General features: G+C 66.0%; 22 protein-coding genes and 2 pseudogenes. 13 read left to right on the plus strand and 11 right to left on the minus strand.

Features of this window, described 5'->3' with window-relative positions:
* Nucleotides 1–262 precede the first annotated feature (262 nt).
* A complete protein-coding gene (locus ACX5I6_RS01535; protein WP_461839214.1) occupies nt 263–1,639 on the plus strand; it encodes an 8-oxoguanine deaminase in 1,377 nt (458 codons plus the stop codon).
* 39 nt (nt 1,640–1,678) lie between these two features.
* Complete coding sequence (gene ligD, locus ACX5I6_RS01540; RefSeq protein WP_461839215.1) at nt 1,679–2,923, plus strand: non-homologous end-joining DNA ligase; 1,245 nt, start codon at nt 1,679–1,681, stop codon at nt 2,921–2,923.
* 18 nt (nt 2,924–2,941) lie between these two features.
* On the opposite strand, the gene ACX5I6_RS01545 is transcribed toward ligD, so the two are convergent.
* Entirely contained in the window at nt 2,942–3,124 is a 183-nt protein-coding gene (locus ACX5I6_RS01545; RefSeq protein ID WP_461839216.1) for a hypothetical protein, read from the minus strand.
* Nucleotides 3,125–3,473: 349 nt separating this feature from the next.
* Between ACX5I6_RS01545 and pucL the strand changes: the two genes are divergently transcribed.
* Together pucL and ACX5I6_RS01555 are read left to right on the plus strand one after the other, a co-directional pair.
* Entirely contained in the window at nt 3,474–4,382 is a 909-nt protein-coding gene (gene pucL / locus ACX5I6_RS01550; protein WP_461839217.1) for a factor-independent urate hydroxylase, read from the plus strand.
* 152 nt (nt 4,383–4,534) lie between these two features.
* The gene (locus ACX5I6_RS01555) at nt 4,535–6,040 is read left to right on the plus strand and encodes a nucleobase:cation symporter-2 family protein (RefSeq protein ID WP_018761058.1); all 1,506 of its coding nucleotides are present in this window, start codon (nt 4,535–4,537) and stop codon (nt 6,038–6,040) included.
* Nucleotides 6,041–6,116: 76 nt separating this feature from the next.
* Here the strand turns inward: ACX5I6_RS01555 and ACX5I6_RS01560 are convergent, their stop codons facing one another.
* Nucleotides 6,117–6,872, minus strand: a complete 756-nt coding sequence (locus ACX5I6_RS01560; RefSeq protein WP_461839218.1) for an IclR family transcriptional regulator — start codon at nt 6,870–6,872, stop codon at nt 6,117–6,119.
* A 221-nt stretch (nt 6,873–7,093) separates the two neighbouring features.
* Here ACX5I6_RS01560 and ACX5I6_RS01565 point away from each other — a divergent pair, with 221 nt between their 5' ends.
* The 4 genes and pseudogenes from ACX5I6_RS01565 (at nt 7,094) to ACX5I6_RS01580 (ending at nt 12,282) form a co-directional block, all read left to right on the plus strand.
* Nucleotides 7,094–8,545, plus strand: coding sequence for an NAD-dependent malic enzyme (locus tag ACX5I6_RS01565; protein WP_018761056.1), 1,452 nt, complete (start codon nt 7,094–7,096; stop codon nt 8,543–8,545).
* Nucleotides 8,546–8,579: 34 nt separating this feature from the next.
* Nucleotides 8,580–10,178 carry a malate synthase A gene (aceB, locus tag ACX5I6_RS01570; protein ID WP_461839219.1) on the plus strand — a complete coding sequence of 533 codons (1,599 nt, stop codon included), beginning with the start codon at nt 8,580–8,582 and terminating at the stop codon, nt 10,176–10,178.
* Nucleotide 10,179: 1 nt separating this feature from the next.
* Entirely contained in the window at nt 10,180–11,454 is a 1,275-nt protein-coding gene (locus ACX5I6_RS01575) for a DUF6986 family protein (RefSeq protein ID WP_461839220.1), read from the plus strand.
* A 16-nt stretch (nt 11,455–11,470) separates the two neighbouring features.
* A pseudogene (locus tag ACX5I6_RS01580) lies at nt 11,471–12,282 on the plus strand (bifunctional allantoicase/(S)-ureidoglycine aminohydrolase).
* A 39-nt stretch (nt 12,283–12,321) separates the two neighbouring features.
* Here ACX5I6_RS01580 and ACX5I6_RS01585 read toward each other — a convergent pair.
* From ACX5I6_RS01585 to ACX5I6_RS01595, 3 genes and pseudogenes are all read right to left on the minus strand, one after another.
* Nucleotides 12,322–13,033: pseudogene (locus tag ACX5I6_RS01585) on the minus strand (HAD family hydrolase).
* A complete protein-coding gene (locus ACX5I6_RS01590; RefSeq protein ID WP_285248443.1) occupies nt 13,033–13,323 on the minus strand; it encodes a hypothetical protein in 291 nt (96 codons plus the stop codon). The pseudogene ACX5I6_RS01585 and the gene ACX5I6_RS01590 overlap by 1 nt, the downstream one beginning before the upstream one ends.
* Nucleotides 13,324–13,437: 114 nt before the next feature.
* A complete protein-coding gene (locus tag ACX5I6_RS01595) occupies nt 13,438–15,246 on the minus strand; it encodes a glycoside hydrolase family 15 protein (RefSeq protein ID WP_461839221.1) in 1,809 nt (602 codons plus the stop codon).
* Between the two features lie 40 nt (nt 15,247–15,286).
* On the opposite strand from ACX5I6_RS01595, the gene ACX5I6_RS01600 reads away from it, so the two are divergent.
* Nucleotides 15,287–16,018 carry a DUF72 domain-containing protein gene (locus tag ACX5I6_RS01600; RefSeq protein ID WP_133831725.1) on the plus strand — a complete coding sequence of 244 codons (732 nt, stop codon included), beginning with the start codon at nt 15,287–15,289 and terminating at the stop codon, nt 16,016–16,018.
* Between the two features lie 31 nt (nt 16,019–16,049).
* Nucleotides 16,050–17,162, plus strand: a complete 1,113-nt coding sequence (locus ACX5I6_RS01605; protein ID WP_461839222.1) for an App1 family protein — start codon at nt 16,050–16,052, stop codon at nt 17,160–17,162.
* 27 nt (nt 17,163–17,189) lie between these two features.
* Here the strand turns inward: ACX5I6_RS01605 and ACX5I6_RS01610 are convergent, their stop codons facing one another.
* From ACX5I6_RS01610 to ACX5I6_RS01620, 3 genes are all read right to left on the minus strand, one after another.
* Nucleotides 17,190–18,737, minus strand: coding sequence for a glycoside hydrolase family 1 protein (locus tag ACX5I6_RS01610; RefSeq protein ID WP_461839223.1), 1,548 nt, complete (start codon nt 18,735–18,737; stop codon nt 17,190–17,192).
* A gap of 96 nt (nt 18,738–18,833) precedes the next feature.
* The gene (locus tag ACX5I6_RS01615; RefSeq protein WP_285248439.1) at nt 18,834–19,211 is read right to left on the minus strand and encodes a hypothetical protein; all 378 of its coding nucleotides are present in this window, start codon (nt 19,209–19,211) and stop codon (nt 18,834–18,836) included.
* A 96-nt stretch (nt 19,212–19,307) separates the two neighbouring features.
* A complete protein-coding gene (locus ACX5I6_RS01620; protein ID WP_285242758.1) occupies nt 19,308–19,733 on the minus strand; it encodes an Hsp20/alpha crystallin family protein in 426 nt (141 codons plus the stop codon).
* Between the two features lie 93 nt (nt 19,734–19,826).
* On the opposite strand from ACX5I6_RS01620, the gene ACX5I6_RS01625 reads away from it, so the two are divergent.
* Entirely contained in the window at nt 19,827–20,189 is a 363-nt protein-coding gene (locus tag ACX5I6_RS01625; protein WP_461839224.1) for a MerR family transcriptional regulator, read from the plus strand.
* 34 nt (nt 20,190–20,223) lie between these two features.
* On the opposite strand, the gene ACX5I6_RS01630 is transcribed toward ACX5I6_RS01625, so the two are convergent.
* From ACX5I6_RS01630 to ACX5I6_RS01640, 3 genes are all read right to left on the minus strand, one after another.
* The gene (locus ACX5I6_RS01630) at nt 20,224–21,021 is read right to left on the minus strand and encodes a phosphatase PAP2 family protein (protein WP_461839225.1); all 798 of its coding nucleotides are present in this window, start codon (nt 21,019–21,021) and stop codon (nt 20,224–20,226) included.
* A 118-nt stretch (nt 21,022–21,139) separates the two neighbouring features.
* Nucleotides 21,140–22,018, minus strand: coding sequence for an NAD-dependent epimerase/dehydratase family protein (locus ACX5I6_RS01635; RefSeq protein WP_461839226.1), 879 nt, complete (start codon nt 22,016–22,018; stop codon nt 21,140–21,142).
* 41 nt (nt 22,019–22,059) lie between these two features.
* Nucleotides 22,060–22,653, minus strand: coding sequence for an adenylate kinase (locus ACX5I6_RS01640; RefSeq protein WP_461839227.1), 594 nt, complete (start codon nt 22,651–22,653; stop codon nt 22,060–22,062).
* A 289-nt stretch (nt 22,654–22,942) separates the two neighbouring features.
* Between ACX5I6_RS01640 and ACX5I6_RS01645 the strand changes: the two genes are divergently transcribed.
* A complete protein-coding gene (locus tag ACX5I6_RS01645; protein WP_461839228.1) occupies nt 22,943–23,686 on the plus strand; it encodes a GAF and ANTAR domain-containing protein in 744 nt (247 codons plus the stop codon).
* Between the two features lie 68 nt (nt 23,687–23,754).
* Complete coding sequence (locus ACX5I6_RS01650) at nt 23,755–24,162, plus strand: response regulator transcription factor (protein ID WP_461839229.1); 408 nt, start codon at nt 23,755–23,757, stop codon at nt 24,160–24,162.
* The last annotated feature ends 105 nt before the right edge of the window (nt 24,163–24,267 follow it).

The raw sequence follows: 24,267 nt of genomic DNA on the forward strand, positions 1-24,267 counted from the left end.
GGGTTCGGGTGCCCGCCTTTGGCAGAATCGAGATTAGCACCGGTTTGTGGCCCGCGCCATAGTTTTCTGGAAATTTAATTTCGCTATGTGAAATCCATGTTTCAGTCTGCTAACCCCCTCCAGTCACATCCCGCCGGTATTGACGCCCTGCGTCCGGGCTGGCTAATCTCATCGGATCCGCGGCCGCCGCGGCCACCTGGATCAGCAGACAGGGCCTCACTGAGCTGGAACAATTGCCACCGCGCTCAGGACAGGAAAACCCATGCACCAGCCCGCACCCTCACCCGCAGCCCGGCTCTGGATCCGGAATCCGCAGGCCGCGTTCACCGCCAACAACCTTGACGCCTCCGGCGGGATTGTCATCAGCGGCGGCGTCATCACCGAGGTCCTGGCCGCCGGACAGATACCGTCCGAACCCTGTGCCGAGGCGTTCGACGCCGGCAGCCACGTGCTGCTGCCGGGACTGATCAACACGCACCACCACTTCTACCAAACCCTCACCCGCGCCTGGGGTCCGGTGGCCAACGCCCCGCTGTTCCCCTGGCTGCAGAACCTCTATCCGGTCTGGGCCAGGCTCACACCCAAGGATGTGGAGCTCGCCGCCACCGCCGCCCTCGCCGAGCTGCTGCTCAGCGGCTGCACCACCGCCGCCGACCACCACTACCTCTTTCCCGCCGGCCTGGAAGACGCCATCGACATCGAGGTGGCGGCCGTGCGCCGGCTGGGCATGCGGGCAACACTCACCCGCGGCTCCATGACGCTGGGAACAGACGACGGCGGCCTGCCGCCGCAGTCAACGGTCCAGGCACCGGAGGTGGTGCTGGCGGACAGCGAACGGCTGATCGGCGCCTACCACGAGCGCGGGGAGGACGCCGTCATCCAGATCGCCCTGGCGCCGTGCTCGCCGTTCTCCGTCACGAAGGAAATCATGGCCGAGAGTGCCGCACTCGCCGAACCGCTGGACGTCCGGCTGCACACCCACCTGGCCGAAACCCTTGACGAGGAAGACTTCTGTCGCGAGATGTTTGGGCTGCGGACGGTGGACTACCTGGAGAGCGTGGGCTGGCTGACGGACCGCACCTGGCTGGGGCACGGGATCCACTTCAGCGACGCCGAAATCGGCCGCCTCGGTTCGGCGGGGACCGCGGTCGCCCACTGCCCCACGTCCAACATGCGGCTCGCCTCGGGCACGGCCCGGGTCCTGGAACTCGAGGACGCGGGCGTTCCGGTGGGGCTGGGAGTGGACGGTTCGGCGTCGAACGATGCTTCCAACATGATCCTGGAGGCCCGGCAGGCGCTGTACCTCCAGCGCCTCCGCTACGGCGCTGATGTCCCCGTGGAGCGGGCACTTGGCTGGGCCACCCGTGGTTCGGCCGCAGTGCTGGGACGGCCCGGGCTTGGCCAGCTGGCGCCAGGGATGCAGGCCGACCTTGCCCTGTTCAAGCTCGATGACCTGCGCTTCTCCGGCAGCCACGACCCCGTCGCCGCCCTGTTGTTGTGCGCCGCCGACCGCGCCGACCGCGTGATGGTGGGCGGCCAGTGGCGCGTCGTGGATGGACAAATCCCCGGCCTGGACATCGCCGGGCTCATCGCGGAGCACTCAGCGGCGGCCAAGCGCCTGGTAAACGGGGGCCGGTGATCGGCTGACACGGGTCCGGGCCACTGCTACCGTGGCGGCATGACTCCGTCAAAGACGCCGGCCGAGGTTTTGGATATCGAAGGTGTTGAGGTCCGGATCTCGAGCCCGGACAAGGTGGTGTTCCCGGACCCCGGGCTGACCAAGCTGGACCTGGTGCGGTACTACCTGGCCGTGGCGGACGGGGCGCTGCGCGGCGCGGGTGGCCGGCCGATGGTGCTCAAGCGGTTTCCGAAGGGCATCAACGCCGAGCCATTCTTCCAGAAGCGCGTGCCGGAGAACCATCCACCCTTCGTCGACACCACCACACTGCATTACGCGTCCGGAACGTCGGCGGAGGAAGCTGTCATCCGGGATGCGGCGGGCCTGGCCTGGGTCATCAACCTTGGCTGCCTGGACCTGAATCCGCATCCCGTGCGGGCCGAAGACCTGGAGCACCCGGACGAACTGCGGGTGGACCTCGATCCGATGCCCGGCGTGGATTGGTCGCAGATCGTGGACGTCGCCTACGTGGCCCGGGAGGTCCTGGCCGACGCAGGGCTGGTGGGCTGGCCGAAGACGAGCGGATCACGTGGACTGCATATCCTGGTGCGCATCGCCCCGCAGTGGTCGTACCGCGATGTCCGGCTCGCCGCCGAAACCCTTGCGCGGGAGGTGGAAAACCGTGCGCCCGGCCTCGCCACGGCACGGTGGTGGAAGGAGGAGCGCGGCGAGAGCGTTTTCGTGGACTTCAACCAGAACGCGAAGGACCGCACCGTGGCCTCCGCCTACTCCGTCAGGCCGCTGCCGGACGCCCGGGTGTCCGCGCCGCTCACGTGGGAAGAGGTCCGCACCGCCCGGCCGGCGCAGTTCACGGTGCAGACGGTACCGCAGCGCTTCGCGGACATCGGCGATCCGCATGCCGGTATCGATGACGCGGTGGGCGCACTTGACGGGCTCCTCGCCCTGGCCGAAAAGCTGGGCCCGGCAGAGAAGGCGCCCCGCAGCGGCAACGGAACCGGCCGCCGGCAGTCGCTCATGCCGCTTATCGAGGTTGCCCGGACCAAGACCAAGCCCGAGGCGCTGGCAGCCCTTGACCAGTGGAAGGCCCGGCATCCCGCAGCGGTTGGCGCGCTCCAGCCGGCCGACGTCCTTGTGGACGGGATGCGCGGGTCCAGCTCGCTCTGGTACCGGGTCCGCGTCAACCTCCAGCACGTCCCCGAGGACGAACGCCCTCCGCAGGAAGACCTCATCGCGGACTACGACCCCTGGGCAGGCAAGCAGTGGCCGGGACGCCCCGGCTCCTGAGCCTTGCCGCTACTGCCATCAGCGCCGGCCAAATACCGGCAGCGCGTGGACCCAGCGCGAGAACAGCCCGCGTTCGTGGTGCCGTTCTTCCGGAACAAACAGGTCCGGGTCAATCCCGCCGCCGGTGGGGAGGTAGAACTCCTGCGCGCCGGTTCCCGCGGCCGGGGCGGCCGGCACGGAAGGGGTGTCCTGCTGGTACATCGAAACCTCCTAATTTCATATTGCGGAAAGCAAATTCTGCTTTGTGAAAGATTAGAATCAATTCGCCGGGCCCGTCAACAGTCGGCCGGGAACCCCGCCCCGGGCAATCCGGTCACAAATTGAATTTTGGGGCTGTGATGTACACCACCGGCCGGCGGGGGTACGCTGATAGGCAACTCGTGGCGCACGTCACGTAACCTGGGAGCAGCAGGCAGGGTCGTAATGAGCTGGCATCAATGGATGCCGGCTCTTTTTTGTTGGGTCGGCTCCACCGGAAACGCGCTTGAAACGCGCGCTTAATTTCAGTGATGGAACCTTGGTTCCACTTACCGGAGATTGGGAAAAGACCATGAGCAGCAAGATCATTCTCGGCGAAAACCAGTACGGCAAGGCCGAGGTCCGCGTCGTCAAGATCACCAGGGACACCAACCGCCACGAGATCGAAGACCTGAACGTCACCTCGCAGCTGCGGGGCGATTTCGCCGCGGCCCACCTTGAAGGCGACAACGCCCACGTGGTGGCCACGGATACCCAGAAGAACACCATCTACGCCTTCGCCCGCGACGGCATCGGTTCGCCCGAGGCGTTCCTGCTGCGCCTCGGCGAGCACTTCACCTCCAGCTTCGACTGGGTCAGCGGCGGCCGCTGGGAAGCCGAATCGTACGCCTGGAACCGCATCCAGGCGCACGGAAGCGAACACGACCACTCATTCGTCCGCAACGGCCAGGAAGTGCGAACCGCGGTCCTGGTCCGCGACGGCGCCGCCACCCACCTGATCTCCGGACTGAAGGACCTGACCGTCCTCAAGTCCACAGAGTCCGGCTTCGTGGGCTACCCCCGCGACCGCTACACGACCCTTCCGGAGACCACCGACCGCATCCTCGCCACGGACGTATCGGCCCGCTGGCGCTTCAAGGCAGGCACGGACTTCAGCAGCCTGGACTTCAACAAGAGCTACGACGACGTCAAGGGCCTCCTGCTCGAAGGCTTTACGGAGAAGTACTCCCACGCACTGCAGCAGACCCTGTTCGACATGGGCGCAAAGGTGCTGGAGGCGCACAGCGAAATCGACGAGATCAAGTTCTCCATGCCCAACAAGCACCACTTCCTGGTGGACCTCTCCCCGTTCGGCCTGGACAACCCCAACGAGGTTTTCTTCGCAGCCGACCGGCCGTACGGCCTGATCGAGGCCACCGTCCAGCGTGATGACGCAACTGCAGCACCCGCGGCGTGGTTGGGCATCGCCGGCTTCTGCTAAGACGCCACGCCCATGGCTTCGACAGGCTCAACCATCAGTGGTCGAGCCTGTCGAAGCCAAACCCGGCACCACTCCCCCATCTTCACAACACCTGTTAGCCAGACACCAGTTAGCCAGACGATGACGTCTGCCATGAACCAAGAAAGTCTGCCATGAACACCAAGAAGAAACTTGCCGCCGCAGCCGCTGGAAAAGGCGCACGGCCTGCCCGTCCCGAGGACCAGCGGCTCCCCGTTGGAAGCATGTTTGCCTATGGCTTCCAGCACGTCCTGACCATGTATGGCGGCATCATCGCCCCTCCCCTGATCATCGGTGCCGCCGCGGGAATGAACTCCCAGGACATCGGCCTGCTCATCGCCGCCTGCCTGTTCGTCGGCGGCCTCGCCACCATCCTGCAAACCGTCGGCATTCCGTTCTTCGGCTCGCAGCTGCCGCTGGTGCAGGGTGTGTCCTTCGCCGGCGTCTCCACCATGGTGGCCATCGTGCACGGCGGCGGCGGTATCCAGGCGGTGTTCGGATCCGTCATCGCAGCCTCCCTGATTGGCCTGCTGATCACTCCGCTGTTCTCGAAGATCATCCGCTTCTTCCCACCGGTGGTGACCGGAACCGTGATCACCACCATTGGCCTGACGCTGATGCCGGTGGCTGCCAACTGGGCCATGGGCGGCAACAACAAGGCTCCAAACTACGGCAGCGTGGCCAACATCGGCCTGGCCGCCGGCACCATGGGCATCGTCCTGCTCCTGAGCAAGGTGGGCAGTGCGGCCATCTCCCGGCTCTCCATCCTCCTTGCCATGGTCCTGGGCACCCTCATCGCCCTGGTTTTCGGCATGGCCGACTTCTCCAAGGTGGGACAGGGCGAGATCGTCGCCTTCCCCACCCCCTTCGCCTTCGGACCGCCGACGTTTGAGGTCGCAGCCATCATCTCCATGCTGATCGTCATCCTGGTGACCCTCACGGAGACGTCTGCGGACATCATCGCGGTGGGCGAGATCGTGGGCACCAAGGTGGACTCCAAGAGGATCGGCAACGGCCTGCGCGCGGACATGCTGTCCAGCGCCGTCTCGCCCCTTTTCAACTCCTTCACCCAGAGCGCCTTCGCCCAAAACGTGGGCCTGGTAGCCATCACCGGCGTCAAGAGCAGGTTCGTGGTCAGCGCCGGCGGCGTAATCCTGGTGGTCCTCGGGCTGCTTCCCGTCCTGGGCCGGGTGGTGGCCGCGGTGCCGACACCCGTCCTGGGCGGTGCCGGGGTGGTGCTGTTCGGCACGGTGGCAGCCAGCGGCATCCGGACCCTGTCCAAGGTGGACTACAAGAACAACATGAACCTGATCGTGGTGGCCGCGTCCATCGGCTTCGGGATGATCCCCATCGCCGCGCCCACGTTCTACGACCAGTTTCCGTCCTGGTTCGGCACCATATTCCACTCCGGCATCAGCTCGGCGGCCGTCATGGCCATCCTGCTGAACCTGCTCTTCAACCACTTCCGGGCCGGAAATTCGGACAACCAGTCCGTCTTCGTCGCGGGCACCGAGCGGCTGGTCAAGGCGGAGGACCTGCGTTGCCTGGCGGACGGCGACAGGTTCGAGAACGGCAAGCTCATCGACTGCGATGGGAAGGAAGTCCGGATCGACTCAGCCGAAAAGGCATCGGAGCATTAGCAAGGACACTGCGAACGACGACGGCCCGCACCTTCCAGCGAAGGTGCGGGCCGTCGTCGTCAGCAGTTCAGCAGTATCAGGTGCGGTTGAGCTCGCGGGAGATGGCGTCCGCGGCCTCGCGGAGGACGGGAACGGCCTTGTCGGCGAAGTTCTCGTCCACCCGGGACACCGGGCCGGACACCGAGATCGCGGTGGGCGTGGGGGCATTGGGCACCGCCATCGCAAAGCAGCGGACACCGAGCTCCTGCTCCTCCTCGTCGATGGAGTAGCCCCGTTCGCGGATGAGCTTGAGGTCGGCCAGGAGTTCTTCGACGTCGCCAATGCTCTTGGCGGTGGGGGTGGGCATTCCGGCGCGGGCCACGATGCCGCGGACGGTGTCGTCGTCGAGCTGGGCCAGGATGGCCTTGCCGACGCCGGTCGCGTGGGTGTGGGCGCGCCGGCCCACCTCCGTGAACATGCGCATGGAGTGCAGCGAAGGGACCTGGGCCACGTAGATCACCATGTCCGAATCAAGCACGGCCATGTTGGAGGTCTCCCCCAGGCGGTCCACCAGGGTTTTGAGCTGGGGGCGGGCCAGGGCGCCGAGCTGCTTGTTGGCGCCTTCGCCCAACCGGATCAACCGGGGACCCAGGGCATAGCGCCGGTTGGGCAGCTGGCGGATGTAGCCGAGCGATACCAGCGTGCGGAGCAGGCGGTGGATGGTGGGGAGCGGCAAATCGGTCGACGAGGACAGTTCACTGAGCGTGACGTCGCCGCCGGCATCCGTGATGAGCTCCAGCAGCTCGAAGACGCGCTCCACCGACTGCACTCCGCCGGAGGCTTTTTCTGCCATTCCGTTGTCTCCTATGGCTCGGAATCCGACAACTCTTATCCGCATCGTGAAAAGAGTTGCTTAGACCACCCAAGATACAGCACGGCAGGACGCGCGGCGATGTCCCTCGGCAGTCACATCGCGAGGGGGTTGTGTTTCCATAAAGTAGATAATAATATCCATAATACGAAAATATTCGGATCAGAGCAGAAGCCGGACAAGGCCTAACAGGAGGACATTCAATGGCGAACCCCAGCCCCGGAAATTCGATCACCCTGCGCGTGGAAGCACCGTCGAGCTTCAGCGCCACCAGCGAACTGGCGGCAGCCGTCGGAGCAGCCGGCGCGGCAATTACCGCACTGGACGTCACCGAGTCCCACCACGAAACCCTCGTCGTCGACGTCACCTGCAACACCACCGACGACGCCCACGCCGCGCGGGTCAAGGACGCCCTCAACGCCCTCGACGGGGTCACCGTCCAGCACGTCTCGGACCGCACCTTCCTGATGCACCTCGGCGGCAAGCTCGAAGTGGTCCCCAAGGTCCCGCTGCGAAACCGCGACGACCTGTCGCGCGCCTACACCCCCGGCGTGGCCCGCGTCTGCCTGGCCATCGCCGAAGACCCCGCCGCCGCCCGCAACCTGACCGTCAAGCGGAACACCGTCGCCGTCGTCACCGATGGCTCCGCAGTGCTGGGCCTGGGCAACATCGGCCCCGCCGCCGCCCTCCCGGTCATGGAAGGCAAGGCCGCCCTCTTCAAGCAGTTCGCCAACGTGGACGCGTGGCCGGTCTGCCTCGATACCCAGGACACCGAGGAAATCATCCGCACCGTCAAGCTCCTGGCCCCCGTCTTCGGCGGCGTGAACCTGGAGGACATCGCCGCGCCGCGCTGCTTCGAAATCGAGGCCCGCCTGCGCGAGGAACTGGACATCCCGGTGTTCCACGACGACCAGCACGGCACCGCCATCGTTACCCTCGCGGCACTCGTCAACGCGCTGCGTGTGGTGGACAAGAAGATCGAGGACGTGAAGATCGTGGTTTCCGGCGTCGGCGCCGCGGGCTCCGCGATTATCCAGCTGCTCAAGGCCCAGGGCGCCCGCCACATCGTTGCTGCAGGGCGCTCGGGCGCCATCCACCAGGGCGAGACCTACAACGATCCGCACCGCACCTGGATCGCTGAAAACACCAACCAGGAGGGCTTCTCCGGCAGCCTGCACCAGGCCCTGGCAGGCGCGGACGTCTTCATCGGAGTGTCCGCCCCGAACATCCTCGACGAAGAGCACGTGGCCTCCATGGCAAAGGACTCCATCGTTTTCGCGATGGCCAACCCCACTCCCGAAGTGGACCCGGCCATCGCGTCCCGGCACGCCGCCGTCGTGGCCACCGGCCGCAGTGACTTCCCCAACCAGATCAACAACGTCCTCGCCTTCCCGGGCCTCTTCCGCGGGCTCCTGGACGTCGGAGCGAGCGACATCACCCCGGAAATGCTGGTGGCCGCCGCGGAGGCAATCGCCAACCGGGTGAATGATAATGAGCTCAATGCCAGCTACATCATCCCGAGCATCTTCGACCCGCACGTGACCGCCAACGTCGCGGCAGCCGTCGCGGCCGCGGCCCACGCCTCGAACGTGGCAACGGCTGCCGTTCCCGCCGATTCCGCCAAGGAGCCGGTGGCAGCACTGGCCTCCGCCTGACCGCCCGACTTCCCGCACAAGGAAAGGACCAGAAATGGCCATCACCGTCACAGATCCCCGGCCGATCAACCGCGCTGAGGAGATCCTCACCCCCAAGGCACTGGCCTTCGTGGAGGAGCTCCACAACCGGTTCGCCGGCACCCGCGACGACTTCCTGGCGGCCCGCGCCGCCAAGCGGCAGCGGGTGGCAGAGACCGGCAAGCTGGACTTCCTGCCGGAGACGCAGGACGTGCGCGACGGCGACTGGAAAGTTGCGCCCGCACCCGCCGCCCTGCAGGACCGCCGGGTGGAAATGACCGGGCCTGCCTCACCGGCGAAGATGGCCATCAATGCCCTGAACTCCGGAGCCAAGGTGTGGCTGGCGGACCTCGAGGACGCCAGCACCCCCACCTGGGCCAACGTCATTGACGCCATCCTGAACCTCCGGGACGCCGCCCAGGGCACCCTGAGCTACACCTCGGAGGAAGGCAAGGAGTACCGGCTCCGCACCGACGCGCCGCTGGCCGTTGTGGTGGCACGGCCCCGCGGCTGGCACATGCAGGAGAAACACCTGCTGCTCAACGGCGAACCCGCCGTGGGTGCCCTGGTGGACTTCGGACTGCACTTCTTCCACATCGCCAAGCAGCTGGTGCTCAACGGCCAGGGCCCCTATTACTACCTGCCCAAGATGGAGAGCCACCTTGAGGCCAGGCTGTGGAACGACGTGTTCGTGTTCGCCCAGGACTACCTGGGCCTGCACCAGGGCACCATCCGGGCAACGGTCCTGATCGAGACCATCCCGGCAGCCTTCGAGATGGACGAAATCCTCTACGAACTGCGGGACCACGCCTCGGGCCTGAACGCAGGCCGCTGGGACTACCTCTTCAGCATCATCAAGTACTTCCGCGATGCCGGCGAGGAATTCGTCCTCCCGGACCGCGCCTCAGTGGCGATGACCGCCCCGTTCATGCGCGCCTACACCGAGCTTCTGGTCAAGACCTGCCACAAGCGCGGCGCCTTCGCCATGGGCGGCATGGCCGCGGTCATCCCCAACCGGCGCCACCCGGAAGTGACCGAGGCCGCGTTCGAGAAGGTGCGGGCGGACAAGACCCGCGAGGCCAACGACGGCTTCGACGGCTCCTGGGTTGCGCACCCGGACCTGGTCTCCACCTGCCGGGAGGTCTTCGACTCCGTGCTGGGCGACAAGCCGAACCAGGTGGACAAGCAGCGCCCGGAAGTGTCGGTCACGGCGGAGCAGCTGCTCGACGTCTCCTCCGCCGACGGCCAGGTCACCGAGGCCGGGCTGCGCCTGAATCTCTATGTGGCCGTGGCCTACACGGCGGTGTGGCTGTCCGGAAACGGCGCCGTGGCCATCCACAACCTGATGGAGGATGCCGCCACCGCGGAGATCTCCCGCTCGCAGGTGTGGCAGCAGATCCGCAACAAGTCCATCCTGGCGGACACGGGCAACACGGTGACCAAGGAGCTGGTGGAACGGATCCTGGGCGAAGAAACGGAGCGGCTCCGGACCGAGTTCGGTGACGAGGCGTTCCGCCGCTACTACCAGCCTGCCAGCGACCTGATCGCGGACATCTGCCTCTCGGACGGCTACACGGACTTCCTCACCACCCCCGCCTACGAACTGGTGGGCTGAGATGGCAGCACCCAAGCCCTCCCTTTCAGCCGCGGACCTCGCGCACATCGACGGACAGCTGGCCGCCACGGACCGGCTGCTGGAGCAGAACTACCCCGGTGACGACGGCTCACGCCAGCCCGTGCACACCGTGTACGTGCCCGCGGACCGTTTCACGTCGTCGTTCGCGGCGGACTGGGGCACCCAGGCAACCGCGACGGCGGATGCGCACGGCGGCTTCGAAACGCTGGGGCGGCTCCTGGGCCAGGACGAGGGCCTGGCAGGAGCGGTAGCCACCCGTGTGGCGGCCAAGCTGGCTGCGGAGCCGATCGAGGACCTGCGGCTGGACTTCGAAGACGGCTTCGGGGACCGCGGCGAGGACGCTGAGGACGCCGCCGCGGCGTCCGCGGCGGCCGCCGTGGCCGGCGCGGTCGCGGCCGGGTCCGCTCCCCCGTTCATCGGCATCCGCTTCAAGTGCTTCGAGGCCGCCACACGGGCCCGCGGCCTGCGGACCCTGGACCTGTTCGTCTCCGGCCTTGCCGCCGCCGGAGAACTGCCGGACGGCCTGGTGCTGACCCTGCCGAAGGTGGCCACCGTTGCCCAGGTCCTGGCGATGGACTACGCGGTGTCCCGCCTTGAGGAAGTCCACTCGCTGCCCGCGGGGCGCCTGCGGTTCGAAGTCCAGGTCGAAACCCCACAGCTGATCCTGGGCCCGGAGGGAACCTCGCCGGTGGCGCAGCTGCCGCACGCCGTTCCCGGCCGGATCAGCGGCCTGCACTACGGCACGTACGACTACTCGGCCTCGCTGCAGATCTCCGCGGAGTACCAGTCCATGGAGCACCCTGTGGCCGACTTCGCCAAGGAAGTCATGCAGCTGGCCGTGGCCGGTACCGGCATCCGGCTCTCCGACGGGTCCACCAACATCATCCCGGTGGGCGACAACGTGGAGAACGCCTGGCAGCTGCACGGCAGGCTGGTCCGGCGGTCGCTGGAGCGCGGCTACTACCAGGGCTGGGACCTGCACCCGGCCCAGCTGGCAAGCCGCTTCGCAGCCACCTACGCCTTCTACCGCGAGGGCCTGCCCGCCGCGGCGGGCAGGCTGCGCAACTACGTGGAACGGACCGAAGGCGGCGTCATGGACGAGCCCGCCACCGCCCGGGCCCTGGCCGCGTTCGTGCTCCGAGGAGTCCAGTGCGGCGCCGTCGGTGCCGAGGAAGTCCAGGCGCTTGCCGGCGTCGGAATTCCACAGCTGACCGGCCTGGCGCATCCTCGGCTCGCCACCACTTCCAACTCCTAGGCAAAGGATCCCTCTCATGGGCAAGTACTACTCCCCACCGGCGGACTCCCGCCGCAGACCCACCTGACCACCGAGCGCGCCATCGTGACCGAGGCGTACACGGTGATCCCCAAGGGCGTCATGACGGACATCGTCACGTCCAACCTCCCCGGCTTTTCGAACACCCGGTCCTGGATCATCGCCCGGCCGATCTCCGGCTTCGCCACCACCTTCTCCCAGCTGATCGTGGAAATCGGCCCGGGCGGCGGGGCTCCCAAGGCCGAGTTCGAGGCCGGCGTCGAAGGCGTCATCTTTGTAACCCGCGGCAAGGTCAACCTCACCCTGGACGGCGAACTGCACCCACTGGAGGAAGGCGGCTACGCCTACCTGGCCGCGGGTTCGGAGTGGGGCCTGGAGAACGTTTCGGACGACGTCGTGTCCTTCCACTGGATCCGCAAGGCCTACGAACGCCTCGAAGGATACGAAGCAAAGTCCTTCGTCACCAACGAGAAGGACGTGGAGCCCACGTCCATGCCGGACACGGATGACGTCTGGAAGACCACCCGGTTCACGGACTCCAACGACCTCGCCCACGACATGCAGGTGAACATCGTGACGTTCCAGCCCGGCGGGGTGATCCCGTTCCCCGAAACCCACGTCATGGAGCACGGCCTGTACGTCCTGGAGGGCAAGGCCATGTACCTGCTGAACAACGACTGGGTGGAGGTGGAAGCGGGTGACTTCATGTGGCTGCGCGCGTTCTGCCCTCAGGCCTGCTACGCCGGCGGACCCGGCGAATTCCGCTACCTGCTGTACAAGGACATGAACCGCCAGGTGAAACTCACCTAGGCGCGCACCCCGGGCGCGGAGGCGCGTCAGTGATCCTGGTCAGTGATCCTGGCGCGCCAACAGCCGGCCAATGGCGCTTGAACCAAGGTTCTCCAGCAGGTCGCGGGGGCTTCCATAGACCTCGACGGCCCCCGCGTCCCGGAGTTCCGTCGCGCTGATTCCGCCGCAGGTAACGCCGATCGCGGGAATATCCAGCGCCGCAGCAGCCTTCATGTCCCACACCGCGTCACCGACATAGACGGCGTTCACGGCATCAATACCGAGGGATTCAAGGGCCGCAACGAGGATGTCCGGCGCCGGCTTGCTTTCCTCGGCGTCGTTGGAACTCGTGGCGGCATCGATGACGGCGTCCGCGTCCAGCACGGAGCGCATTACCTGCAAGTCTTTTTCCCGGGCCGAGGACGCCAGCGCCACCGCCAGGCCGTTTGCATGGCATTGTTCCAGGAAGCTCCTTCGCCCCTGCGCAGGCACGTAGCGAGGGCCAGTGCGAGGCATACAGGGCGCCGTGGCTGGCCATGATGTCATCATCTTCGGAGCGGTCACGCTCCGGCGGAAGGAGGTTGTCCACCAGGCGGGCGCCGCCCATGCCGACAAAGTGGTGGATGGCCGCCATGGGGACATCGTGTCCATACTGGCGGAACGCGCCCCACCAGGCGAGGGTGTGGATATAGGAAGAGTCGATCAGCGTCCCGTCAACGTCAAAAAGGACACCCTTGCGTGCATTGTCAGGCGGGGAAGAGGCGCCGGGCATCAGCCGACAGCCGTCCGCCGCACATCCGGCGCTTTCTTCCGTTTCGCTGCGTCTTCTTTAGGGGAGCTGACGGGCCGCACCCGCTCCCGGATCACGGATCCCGCACCGTCCAGGCTCTTGTCCCGGATAAGTCCCGTGCCCGCGATCTCCCTGGCCATGGCAACGCCTGCGACGGCCGCCCGTTTGGTCGGGAAAGTCACTGAAATGGCCATCAGGTTCCCGCTTCCGTCCATCATCCTGATCCGGTATCCGCCGTCAGGGGCATCCACGAGTTCAAAAAATCCGGCCACAACTATCACTCCTCCGTCAATCACGGCATTGTGCTGGGGAGCACTCCATGAGGTGTTAGTAAGTATACTTATCTATCCTGCGAAGGAGAAGTTGCGGCCCCGGCCCGCGCCGCCTCAGCGCGAGTCCGCCCCTTCCGGCGGAATGGGAGCGTCACTGCGCCGAACCGTATCCTGATGCAGCTCCAGCGCGCTAGTCACAAGGGCGAAGTGGCTGAACGCCTGCGGCGTGTTACCCAACTGGCGGCCTGCTTTGACAGCCCACTCCTCGCTCAGCAGCCCCACATCATTGCGCAGTTCCAGCAACCGTTCAAACAGTGCCCGTGACTCCTCATGACGTCCGGCGCCCAAGAGCGCCTCCACCAGCCAGAACGAGCAGGCCAGGAAAACGCCCTCGTCCCCCGGCAGGCCGTCGTCGCTCTGTTCCGGCCGGTACCGGAGCACGAACCCGTCCTGGGTCAGCTCCCGCTGGATCGCCTCGATGGTCCCCACCACCTTGGGATCGTCCGGGGGCAGGAAGCCCACCCGGGGAATCAACAGCAGGCTGGCGTCCAGCTCAGGCCGGCCGTAAGACTGGACGAAGGTGTTGCGCTCCGCGTCGTAGCCGTTGGCCAGGATGTCCTGCCGGATCCGGTCCCGCAACGCCTCCCAGCGCTCCACCGGCCCCGGCAGCCCGGAGTCCCGGACGCCCTTCACCATCCGGTCCGCGGCCACCCATGCCATGACCTTCGAGTGCGTGAAGTGCCTGCGGGGCCCCCGCATTTCCCAGAGTCCGTTGTCCGGTTGGTCCCAGATGGTCTCCAGGTGCTCCATCAAGGCAATCTGGACGTCCCAGGCCTCGTCCGTGTGCTTGAGCAGGGAGTTCCGGGTCAGCGCCAGGCAGTCAAGGACCTCGCCCCACACGTCCAGCTGGAACTGCTCGGCCGCCGCATTGCCGATCCGCACCGGGGCGGAATTCTCGTAGCCTTTCAACCAAGGCAGTTCCATCTCCGGCAGCCGCCGCTCACCGTGGATCCCGTACATGATCTGAAGGTCCGCGGGGTCTCCCGCCACAGCACGGAGCAACCAGTCCCGCCAGGCGGCCGCTTCGGCCTTGTACCCGGCAGCCAGCAGCGCCTGGAGGGTCATGGTGGCGTCCCGCAGCCAGCAGTAGCGGTAGTCCCAGTTGCGTTGGCCGCCCGGCTGTTCGGGCAGTGATGTGGTGACAGCGGCAACGATCCCCCCGGTGGGGGCGTAGGTGAGGGCCTTCAGCGTTACCAGGGAGCGCACCACGGCATCCTGGTACTTCCCTTGGACCGTGCATTGGGAGGACCAGCCTTGCCAGAACTCGAACGTGCTGCGCAGGACTTTCTCCGACTCGACCGACACCGGCCGGCCCACATGGCTGGGAGCCCAAGTCAGCACGAACGGCACTTTCTCGCCCGCGTTGACCGTGAAGTCGCTGACGGTATGCATGTTCTCGCCATGCAAGGGTGCGGCGGTCACCAGGTAGACGGCATCCGGGCCGGCGATGGCGTGCAGGCCACGCTTGTCCTTGCGCACCCAGGGCACGATATGCCCGTAGTCGAAGCGAAGCACCAACTCGCCGTGCATCTTTACGCTGCCACTGACGCCCTCGACGATCCGGACGATGTCGGCCACCGAATCGCGGGGCGGCATGAAGTCTGTGACGCGCACCGTTCCGTCCGGGGTCTCCCACTCTGTATCCAGGATCAGGCTTCCGTCGCGGTAGCTTCGGCGGGTGCAGGTACCACCGCCTTCCGGAGCCAGCAGCCATCGCCCGGCGTCCGGCGAGTCCAGCAAAGCGTTGAAACACGCAGGCGAATCGAACCGCGGCAGGCAGAGCCAGTCGATCGAACCCTCCTTGCTGATGAGGGCACCCGTGTGAAGGTCGCCGACGACCGCATAATCCTCAATTCGCGCCATGGCATTACCCTGCCACACAACACTGTAGGAACATCGAAGAATGGCAGTACACATCGGTACCTCCGGCTGGAGCTACGACCATTGGGAGAACGTCCTGTACCCGCCCGGCCTGCCGGTCCGGGACCGGCTCCAGCGGTATGCCGCCAGGTTCAGCACAGTTGAACTGAATGCCAGCTTCTACCGGTGGCCCCGCGACACCACCTTCGCCGGCTGGAACAGGCGGCTGCCACCCGGTTTCAGCATGTCCGTCAAGGCTCCCCGCGGCCTTACCCACGCCCGCAAGCTGTACGCACCGGAAGTCTGGGTGGAACGCATCGCCCGGTGCTGGCACGAACTGGGGGATAAACGGGCGGTGCTCCTGGTCCAACTGCCGCCGCAGTTGGGCCGCGACGACGCACGGCTGGAGTACTTCCTGGCAGCGGTTCCGGAATGGATCCGGGTTGCCGTTGAGTTCAGGCACCCCAGCTGGGACTGCCCGGAGGTGTTTTCCCTGTTGGAGCGGCACCAGGCGGCCTACTGCATCATGAGCGGCGCCAACCTGCCGTGCATCCTGCGCGCCACCGCGCCATTTACCTATGTCCGCCTGCACGGTCCCGACCACGAGCATTTGTATGGCGGCTCATACTCGGAGGCCGACCTGCACTGGTGGGCGGACCGGATCCGCGAATGGGACAGCGGTGGCCTGGACGTCTACGCGTACTTCAACAACGACGGCGGCGGGAACGCCGTGCGCAACGCCGAAACACTGCGCGGGATCCTCGGCGCCGGCTGATCCATACTCCACGCTGTGGCAGAGTGGTGCCATGGACACGGCTCCCCAGCATCCGGCCCGGAAGTACGCACGCAAGCCCACGCAGGCGGTGCTGGCCCAGTACGCGCTCTCGGGGAACCAGGCCTTCCGGCTGGCCCACCGGGTCTCGGACGCGGTCAACAGCCTGCGGATCCGGCTGGCGAAGCGCTGGGATTTCGTCCCGCAGACCATCGCCTACCAGGGGTACGGTTCCACGACCCGGGTACGTGTGCTGGGCCGGGTGCTGCTGACGCAGAAGCCGCTGCCTGGAAGCCGGGCGGAGCAGGAAGCGAAAGTCGGCAACCAGAACATCCGCGGCTGGCGTGCCTTCACCGGCGTGCCGCTGCAGTTTTCCGACGTCGAGATCACCATCGGCGACGTCGTCACCCACATGACCGCGGACCGGGGCGGCCTGATCGACACCGAAGTGGACGTCCAGCTTTCCCCCGGCTGGCACACGGCGGTCCTGCGCGCGGAGGGAACCGAACCGGCCGAGGCGCTGATCCAGGTAATCGCACCGGAGGTGAAGTTCGGAATCGTCTCGGACATCGACGACACCGTCATGGTGACCGCGCTGCCCCGGCCGTTCCTGGCGCTGTGGAACACTTTCGTGCTCAGCGAACGGGCACGGATGGCCACTCCGGGCATGGCGGTGCTGCTGGACCGGCTGACCATCGAGCATCCCGACGCCCCCGTCATCTACCTCTCCACCGGCCCCTGGAATGCGGCCCCCACCCTGGGGCGCTTCCTGACCCGCAACATGTACCCCAAGGGCGCGCTGCTCCTGACGGACTGGGGCTTGACCCAGGACCGCTGGTTCCGGAGCGGCCAGGAACACAAGCGGCGGAACCTGGAGCGGCTGGCCCAGGAATTCCCGGACATGCGGTGGCTCCTGATCGGTGACAACGGGCAGCACGATGAAGCCATCTATTCGGCGTTCGCCGCGGAAAACGCCGACAAAGTGGCGGCCATCGCCATCCGGCAGCTGTCCGTCAGCGAATCGGTGTTCGCCGGCGGCCACTCCGAAGACGGTGACCACACCTCATCACGGGTTCCGTGGATCTACTCCCCGGACGGGGCAGGCATCGCCAAGCAGCTGGCCATGCTGGACCTGCTCCGGGGCTGACCCGGAACCGGCCCAGCCTGGCACGGTCTAGGCGCTGGCACCCAGTGCCGCGCCGTCGTCGGGCGCTTCACTGCCCTCCAAGACCTCCGGTACAACGGCCTGGGCGATGGCGGCATCCGCAGCCAACGCGAGGTCGCGTTCCTCGATGAGCTCCTGGAACCAGAAGTAGGAGGCCTTGGGCGTCCGCTCCAGGGTTTCGAAGTCCACGTGCAGGAGGCCGAACGGCTGCTTGTACCCGGCGGACCATTCGAAGTTGTCCAGGAAGGACCATACGTAGTAGCCGCGGAGGTCCACCGATTCGGCTTCGCCGCCGGGGGCCGTGGCCTTCAAGGCGGCCTCGAGGTGGTCGGAGATGTACTTCAGCCGCCGCTCGTCCGGAATGAACCTGGTATTGGTGGACTTGTCACGGACAATGATGTCCTCAAAACTCGCTCCGCCCTCGGTAATGATCACCGGAGGCAGGTTGGGGTACCGCTCCGCCATCTCCTTCAGGGCGACCGCCATGTACTCAGGCTTGACCGGCCACCCGTAGGCGGTGATGTCCGCTTCAGGCCACGCCTCGACGTGGAACGGCGTGGCACCGCCGCCTGCTGCGTTGAGGTCGCTCCCCATCGCCTCCGCCATACTCGGCGGCACCGCGCCGCTGCCGGGCCCCACGGCGACCTTGGTGGGCATGTAATAGTTCAACCCGTAGAAATCCAGAGGCTGCGAAATGATCTGCATGTCCTCCTCGGGATGCTCGAAAGAGCTGAAGAACTTGGCCGCCCGGATCAAGTCCGGGTACTTGCCGGCCAGGACCGGGTCCGCGTACAGCCGGTTCTGGCCCAGGTCCATCAGGCCGGCGCTGAGCTTGTCCAGCGGGTTGATGGAGTTCGGCACCATCGGTGAATAAACGTTGGTCATGCCGATCTCTCCCGGCACCCCCGCGGCACGGAGGGCCTGGACCGCCAGGCCGTGGCCGAGCAGCTGGTGGTGGACGGTGGGGAATGCGCCCAGGGCCAGCTCCTTGCCGGGCGAATGCACCCCAAGCGAGTAGCCGTTGGCACTCACCGTTGCCGGTTCGTTGATGGTGACCCACCGTGCCACCCGGTCGCCGAACGCCTCGGCCACGAGGCCGGCATACTCCCCCAGCCGGTAGGCCATGTCCCGGTTCATCCAGCCACCCGCCTCGTCCAGCTCCAGCGGCGTGTCCCAGTGGTAGATGGTGGCCATGGGCGAGATCCCGTTGGCCAGGAGCTCGTCCAGGAGCCGGTCGTAGAACGCCAGGCCAGCACGGTTTACCGGCCCGGTCCCGCCAGGCTGGATGCGGGGCCAGGAGAACGAGAAACGGTACGAGTCCACGCCCAGCTGCTTCAGCAGGGCCACGTCCTGCGGCATGCGGTGGTAGTGGTCCGTGGAGACTGCCGGGCTGTGGTCGTCAATGATCATCCCCGGTTTGGCGGCGAACACCTCCCAGCCGGACTTGCCGCGGCCGTCTTCGTCCAGCGCCCCTTCAATCTGGAAAGCTGCGGTGGCGACGCCAAGCGTGAACCCCGGGGGGATAAGCGCTGCGAGGTCCTTGGCGGATTTGTGCATGGAGGCCAGCCTTTGTTGCGGTGGTTCGGGTACGTCTCAGGATTACACAGCAGGGACCGGCTGACGAGCAGCAACTCCCTTGACCCGGCACGTTGGCTACTGCGAGCCGAAGAGGAACTCCTTGGCGTGCGCCACCGCCTTGCGGAAAGCGTCATTGCGCAGGGTCACCAGATGCTCCGTGTCGCCGTCGGACGGTTCCAGGTAGCCGGTGTAGCCCGGCCGCAGGACCCAGATATCGCCGGCCGGCGGGAGGTAGAACACACCGAAGGACCGTTGCTGCGCCTCATCGGCAGTCCAGATGGGGACCACCGCCAAGGCAGCACCGGTGGCCGGATTGATCCATTGCGCCCGCGGCATGGGCTGCTCGTGTGCCTCCGGGTCCAAAAACGGCGCGGTTCCCGGCCCCCACCGCTGCTCGAAGCGCTCATGGAATGCAGGAATCAGCGGTGAATCGTAGCGCCGCCACTCACTCATGGGGTTTCTGCCTCCTTGGATGAAGTCCTCTGTGCCCGCCAATGGCCGCCGGCGTCCCCACCCGAAGGCAAGGACGCCGGCGCAGCGCCACGGCTCCTAGGCGTCGATCTGCTGCATACCGCCTTGTTGGGTCTGGATCTCGATCTTTCGCGGCTTGGCTTGCTGGGCAACCGGGATCCGCAGGGTGAGCACGCCTTGGTCGTAAGCGGCCTTAATCCTGTCAGTGTCCAGGGTGTCGCCCAGGATCAGTTGGCGGCTGAACACGCCGCGTGGGCGCTCGGACGCCACCAGTTCCACGTTGGGCTGCGTGGGGTCCCGGCGTTCGGCCCGGACCGTCAGGACGTTCCGTTCCACGTTCAGGTCCACGGAGTCCACGTCCACGCCGGGAAGGTCGAACGCCACCACGAATTCGCCGTCTTCCTGCCAGGCGTCCATCGGCATGGCTGCCGGGCGGGCGGCGGTTCCCAAAACCTGCTGCGCGAGCCGGTCCAGCTCACGGAACGGGTCCGTACGCATCAACATCATTTCCCACTCCTTCAGCTTCAAGGTGTCGGATATCCGGCCACCCACCACCCAGTTATCTATGGTGGTGAATGTAGATTTTTTATAGCACCAGTGGGAAAATTGGGCAAGACCCTGTTCGGCGGATTTTTTGGGAGCACCCATGACGGAACCTGCAGGCGGCCGGCCCGGCCGCTCCCCGGCCCACGCGCCCTGTATGCGATCTCGGTAGCGGCGGAACTGGCGGGCACCGGACAGCAGAACATCAGGCTGTACGAGGCCAAGGGGTTGCTGACGCCCGCCCGGACCGCAGGCGGCACGCGCCAGTACAGCGAGGAGGACATCGCGGTGCTGCTCAGGATCGGCGAACTCCTCCAGGAGGGCCTGAACCTCGCTGGTGTCGCCAAGGTCCTGGAACTGGAGGCAGCAAACCTGAAACTGCACCGGGCACTGAAACGGGCGCGCTCCAGGCCTTAGCAGGCCAGGGAGCGGACCGGTTCGTCGCGCCGGTTCACTCCTGCGGCGATTCCCCTTTGGAGAGCTCCCCGGTGATCGGTTCACCTTCGATCCTGGCCGTCCGCCAGGTGTCGAGGGCGATGACTCCGCCGAGGATGATCAGCGAGAGGGAGAACGACGCCAAGGTATCAGTGGGCCAGTGGTAGCCCAGGTAAAGGCGGCTGGCGATTGCCAGGACAATGCCGATCCCGGCTCCCATAAATCCAAGCACGGCTGCCCGCCGGCTGCGGCGCCGGGAGACGATCAGGTACGCGCCCACCAGCAGGAAGTCGCAGGCACCCAGGACATGCCCGGACGGGAACGAGAACGTTTGGTCAGCCCCGAACAACATCTGGTCCACGGGCGGCCGCGAGCGCTGCACGATGTGGAGGATGATCTGGGACACGATCACCCCTGCCAGCATCGCGGACGCCAGCAGGATGGGCCGCCAGGCATGTTTGGCCGCGAAGCCCCAGACGAGGATCACCACCAGCACGATGATGGGCAGGGCGATTGGGCCAAAGAACACCGCCAGGAAAATCATGATGGCGGTGACGGTGCCCGAACGCGTGGTCAGCAGCCAGTCATGCACGGGTTCGTCGGCCACCGTCAGTCCAGTGGACTGCACCACGCTGACAAGGATGGCGACAAAGAGCGCCAGCCCCACCACGGACAGGATGACCGACGCCCGGTACAGCCCGCGCCGGTCCGCCACGTCCACGTAGCGCTCCTCCACCACGAATTTCTCGTTGAAGGTGTGCCACTTGCCGGCCTTGTGCTCCGCGACCCCGGACCCTGATGATCTCTGTACCAATGTGCTGCCTTGTCCCTGCGCCGTGATAAATGCTTAAGGCTGAACACTATCCCGGTGAGGGCCCATTCGCTCCATCATGCGCCCGGCAATCCCGGCGGCCGCGGGAAAACGGCAGGCGCTACCCGATGCCGCCTGCCGTGCCGGAGGGAGCGGCCGCGTGGTTCCGCCAACTGTGCTCGGGTTCGAAGCCAAGCATGCGCCGCGCTTTGTCGATGGAGAGCATGGTTTCGTGTTCGCCCAGTTCCGTGGTGACCTTGACGCCGGGGAAGACCTCCGCGGCCAGGCTGGCGCTCGAGCGGCTCATCACGGTGTCTGCGTTGGCGATGATGAAGGCTTCAAATCCGGGCTTCGCATTCTCCAGTGCCCGGGCCACTGCCTGCGCGCCGTCCCTGCCGTCGATGTAGCCCCAGAGGTTCCACTTGCGCAACGTCGCGTCCTCATCGAAGGAGGGGAACCGCTCATAGTCCGACTCGTCCATGACATTGGAGAACCGCAGCCCGGTGATGCTCAGCTCCGGGTCCCAGCGGGTCAGTTCCACCGCCATCCGTTCCTCCAGCGTCTTCACCAGGGAATAAGTGCTCTCCGGGCGGGGAGGATATTCCTCGTCAACCGGAATGTAGGGCGGGTCGATGTCGAACGGCAGGCCGAGTACGGTTTCGCTGGAGGCGTACACCACCTTCTTGATGCCGGCCCGTCGCGCCGCCTGGAATACGTTGTAGGTGGAGAGCATATTGTTCTCGAACGTCGCAGCGTCCGGAAGGATGCCAGGGGCGGGGATGGCGCCAAGGTGCACCACGGCGTCGAATCCGTCATGGCGGTCATCCACGCCCAGCAGCGCATCCACCACCTGGCCGTAGTCGCGCAGGTCAACCACCAGCAGGCCCGGGCTCCGGGTACCGGCGCGGTCAAGGTTGAGGACCTGGTGGCCGTCGTCGGTCAGCCGGCGCACCACGTGCCGGCCAAGTTTTCCGCTTCCGCCTGTAACCGCAATTCTCATCAGTGTTTCCTTCTGTTCGAGTCCACCACGTTTCGCTCCGGTCAGGATGGCCGTCGCGGTGCTGCCAGGAATTGTTCGACGGCGGCAATCGCCAACGCGGTAATCTCCCCCGGATCCCCGCTGCCGTTGACGGATACCAGGATTCCCCGGCCCGCGTACACCGAGACTACTTCATGCGTCTGGCGGTGGTAGAGATCCAACCTGCGGCGGAAGACGTCGATGGTGTCGTCGGTGCGGCCTTGTTCCTGCGCCCGCCGGTGCATGCGCTCTTCCAGTTCAGCGTCGGGAGCCTGCAACTCGATGACAACGTCCAGCGCGTGTCCCTGGGCGGCGAGCATACTGTCCAGTTCCGTTGCCTGCGGTGCCGTGCGCGGGTAACCGTCGAGCAGGAAACCGTGCCTGACGTCGCCGTCAAGGAGGCGGTCCTTCACGAGCGCATTGGTGAGGTGGTCGGGAACGAAATGGCCGCCGTCGAGGTATTCGGCGGCCTGGTTGCCCAGCTCCGTCTTCCGGCTGACGTTGCTGCGGAAGATATCCCCTGTGGACACGGCCGGGACCCCGAAGTGCGTGGCCAGGTGTTCAGCCTGGGTTCCCTTGCCGGAGCCCGGCGGGCCGATGATAAGAAGCCTGGTCATGTTTCCGTCCTCCCCGGCGGGCAGCCTTTGGCTTGGCGCCGCATCCGGTGGCCGGCTCCCGCTTCATTGTGCCGGTTACCCCCTGCATGGCGCCAGCGTCCGGCTGTGACGGCCCCGCGGATATGACGTTTCGCCTTCCAAGCGGATGTATATACTCTGGTTATCGGTTTAGCAGCGGGCCGTTGGAAAGTTCTTCGATCCAGCGACCATCACCGGCTCCCCGCCCATGTTGCGGGGCGTTTGTGTGTTGCCGGCTCGTTTTGACCTGAGCGAATGGCACCAAGAAACAGTGGCCAGCGAGTCAACAGCTAAACCCGATACATCCATAACCGAGTACCTGCATGAAATTGTCCTGGACAGCTCCGACGTCGAGGACTTCCTCAACGAGTTGGCGCAGGTCTCCGCGCGCAACCTCTCCGAACCCGGCGATGACATGCTGTGCGCCGTCACCCTGCTCAGGCAGCGGAAGGGCACCACGGTAGCCAGCAGCAGCGATGAGGCACGGGCCATTGGACGGTTTGAGCACCGGTTCACAGAGACGCCGGGAATGACTGCAGCAACAGCCCAGGAAACTGTCCACGTCCCGGATCTCAACGCTGATGGCCGCTGGCCCGACTACTCCTCAGCCGTGCAGGCCGAGGGGATCCGGTCCGTCGCGGCGCTCCCGTTCCGGCTGGAGGGCGACACCAAGGCAGCCTTGCTGCTGTACTCCGGCCGTGCGCACCGTTTCGAGGGCCACATCCTGAAATGCGCCGAGGATTTTGTCAGCCAGACCTCGCTGGCGCTGCGGCTTGCGATCCGCTTTGCGCACTTCAGCGAAACGGCGGCGAACCTGCGCGCCACCCTGGAAAGCCGGACCGTCATCGACATGGCCGTCGGGATCATCATGGCGCAGAACCGGTGCAGCCAGCAGGACGCCTTCGACATCCTGAAGACGGCGTCAAGCACCCGCAATTCCAAGCTTCACGATGTGGCCGCCGCCGTGGTCCACTCCCTGGGCCAGGGACCCGCGCGGACACATTACGACGGATAGGGCCAAGGCCCCGGAAACCCCGCGCCGGAACGATAGACTGTTGCCAACTTTTTCGCCGGGGGGCTTGGATGGAACAGCAGCGCACCTGCCTTGTCGTTGAAGACAACGACGACATCCGCGGACTGATTTCAATAGTCCTGTCACGTGCGGGCTTCGTAGTGAAAGCCGTTGGCACCGGAGCTGAAGCCATCACCGCGGCGTCCGACCCCGGTATCGCCCTGGTTACCCTGGACCTTGGCCTGCCGGACATGGACGGGCACGTGGTTGCCCGCGCCATCCGCGCCAGGAAGCTCGCCCCGCTGCTCTTCCTGACAGCCCGTTCGGAGGGTGACGACGTCCTGGCAGGGATGGCGTCCGGCGCCGCTGCCTACCTCACCAAGCCTTTCCACCCGCGCGAACTCGAAGCGCTGGCCGGGCAGTTGTGCCCCGCGCCCTTGGCACAGGAGCCCCGAACCACCGGCACCTCGCTCTGCTGAGCGGAGCGGCAAAGGGCGACGACGGCAGTCCCTCAGCCGCCCAGGGTTTCCGTTGCCTGGAGGGGAAGCTAAGCGACGCTTGACCCCTGCCGTCAACATGCGGCC

The organism is Arthrobacter sp. MMS24-T111, assembly GCF_054888995.1.

What these genes read in the sequence shown, in the direction of transcription:
- ACX5I6_RS01535 (WP_461839214.1), top strand. Translation starts at nt 263, where the DNA reads ATGCACCAGCCCGCACCCTCACCCGCAGCCCGGCTCTGGATCCGGAAT.
- ligD (WP_461839215.1), top strand. Translation starts at nt 1,679, where the DNA reads ATGACTCCGTCAAAGACGCCGGCCGAGGTTTTGGATATCGAAGGTGTT.
- ACX5I6_RS01545 (WP_461839216.1), bottom strand. Translation starts at nt 3,124, where the DNA reads ATGTACCAGCAGGACACCCCTTCCGTGCCGGCCGCCCCGGCCGCGGGA.
- pucL (WP_461839217.1), top strand. Translation starts at nt 3,474, where the DNA reads ATGAGCAGCAAGATCATTCTCGGCGAAAACCAGTACGGCAAGGCCGAG.
- ACX5I6_RS01555 (WP_018761058.1), top strand. Translation starts at nt 4,535, where the DNA reads ATGAACACCAAGAAGAAACTTGCCGCCGCAGCCGCTGGAAAAGGCGCA.
- ACX5I6_RS01560 (WP_461839218.1), bottom strand. Translation starts at nt 6,872, where the DNA reads ATGGCAGAAAAAGCCTCCGGCGGAGTGCAGTCGGTGGAGCGCGTCTTC.
- ACX5I6_RS01565 (WP_018761056.1), top strand. Translation starts at nt 7,094, where the DNA reads ATGGCGAACCCCAGCCCCGGAAATTCGATCACCCTGCGCGTGGAAGCA.
- aceB (WP_461839219.1), top strand. Translation starts at nt 8,580, where the DNA reads ATGGCCATCACCGTCACAGATCCCCGGCCGATCAACCGCGCTGAGGAG.
- ACX5I6_RS01575 (WP_461839220.1), top strand. Translation starts at nt 10,180, where the DNA reads ATGGCAGCACCCAAGCCCTCCCTTTCAGCCGCGGACCTCGCGCACATC.
- ACX5I6_RS01595 (WP_461839221.1), bottom strand. Translation starts at nt 15,246, where the DNA reads ATGGCGCGAATTGAGGATTATGCGGTCGTCGGCGACCTTCACACGGGT.
- ACX5I6_RS01600 (WP_133831725.1), top strand. Translation starts at nt 15,287, where the DNA reads ATGGCAGTACACATCGGTACCTCCGGCTGGAGCTACGACCATTGGGAG.
- ACX5I6_RS01605 (WP_461839222.1), top strand. Translation starts at nt 16,050, where the DNA reads ATGGACACGGCTCCCCAGCATCCGGCCCGGAAGTACGCACGCAAGCCC.
- ACX5I6_RS01610 (WP_461839223.1), bottom strand. Translation starts at nt 18,737, where the DNA reads ATGCACAAATCCGCCAAGGACCTCGCAGCGCTTATCCCCCCGGGGTTC.
- ACX5I6_RS01615 (WP_285248439.1), bottom strand. Translation starts at nt 19,211, where the DNA reads ATGAGTGAGTGGCGGCGCTACGATTCACCGCTGATTCCTGCATTCCAT.
- ACX5I6_RS01620 (WP_285242758.1), bottom strand. Translation starts at nt 19,733, where the DNA reads ATGTTGATGCGTACGGACCCGTTCCGTGAGCTGGACCGGCTCGCGCAG.
- ACX5I6_RS01635 (WP_461839226.1), bottom strand. Translation starts at nt 22,018, where the DNA reads ATGAGAATTGCGGTTACAGGCGGAAGCGGAAAACTTGGCCGGCACGTG.
- ACX5I6_RS01640 (WP_461839227.1), bottom strand. Translation starts at nt 22,653, where the DNA reads ATGACCAGGCTTCTTATCATCGGCCCGCCGGGCTCCGGCAAGGGAACC.
- ACX5I6_RS01650 (WP_461839229.1), top strand. Translation starts at nt 23,755, where the DNA reads ATGGAACAGCAGCGCACCTGCCTTGTCGTTGAAGACAACGACGACATC.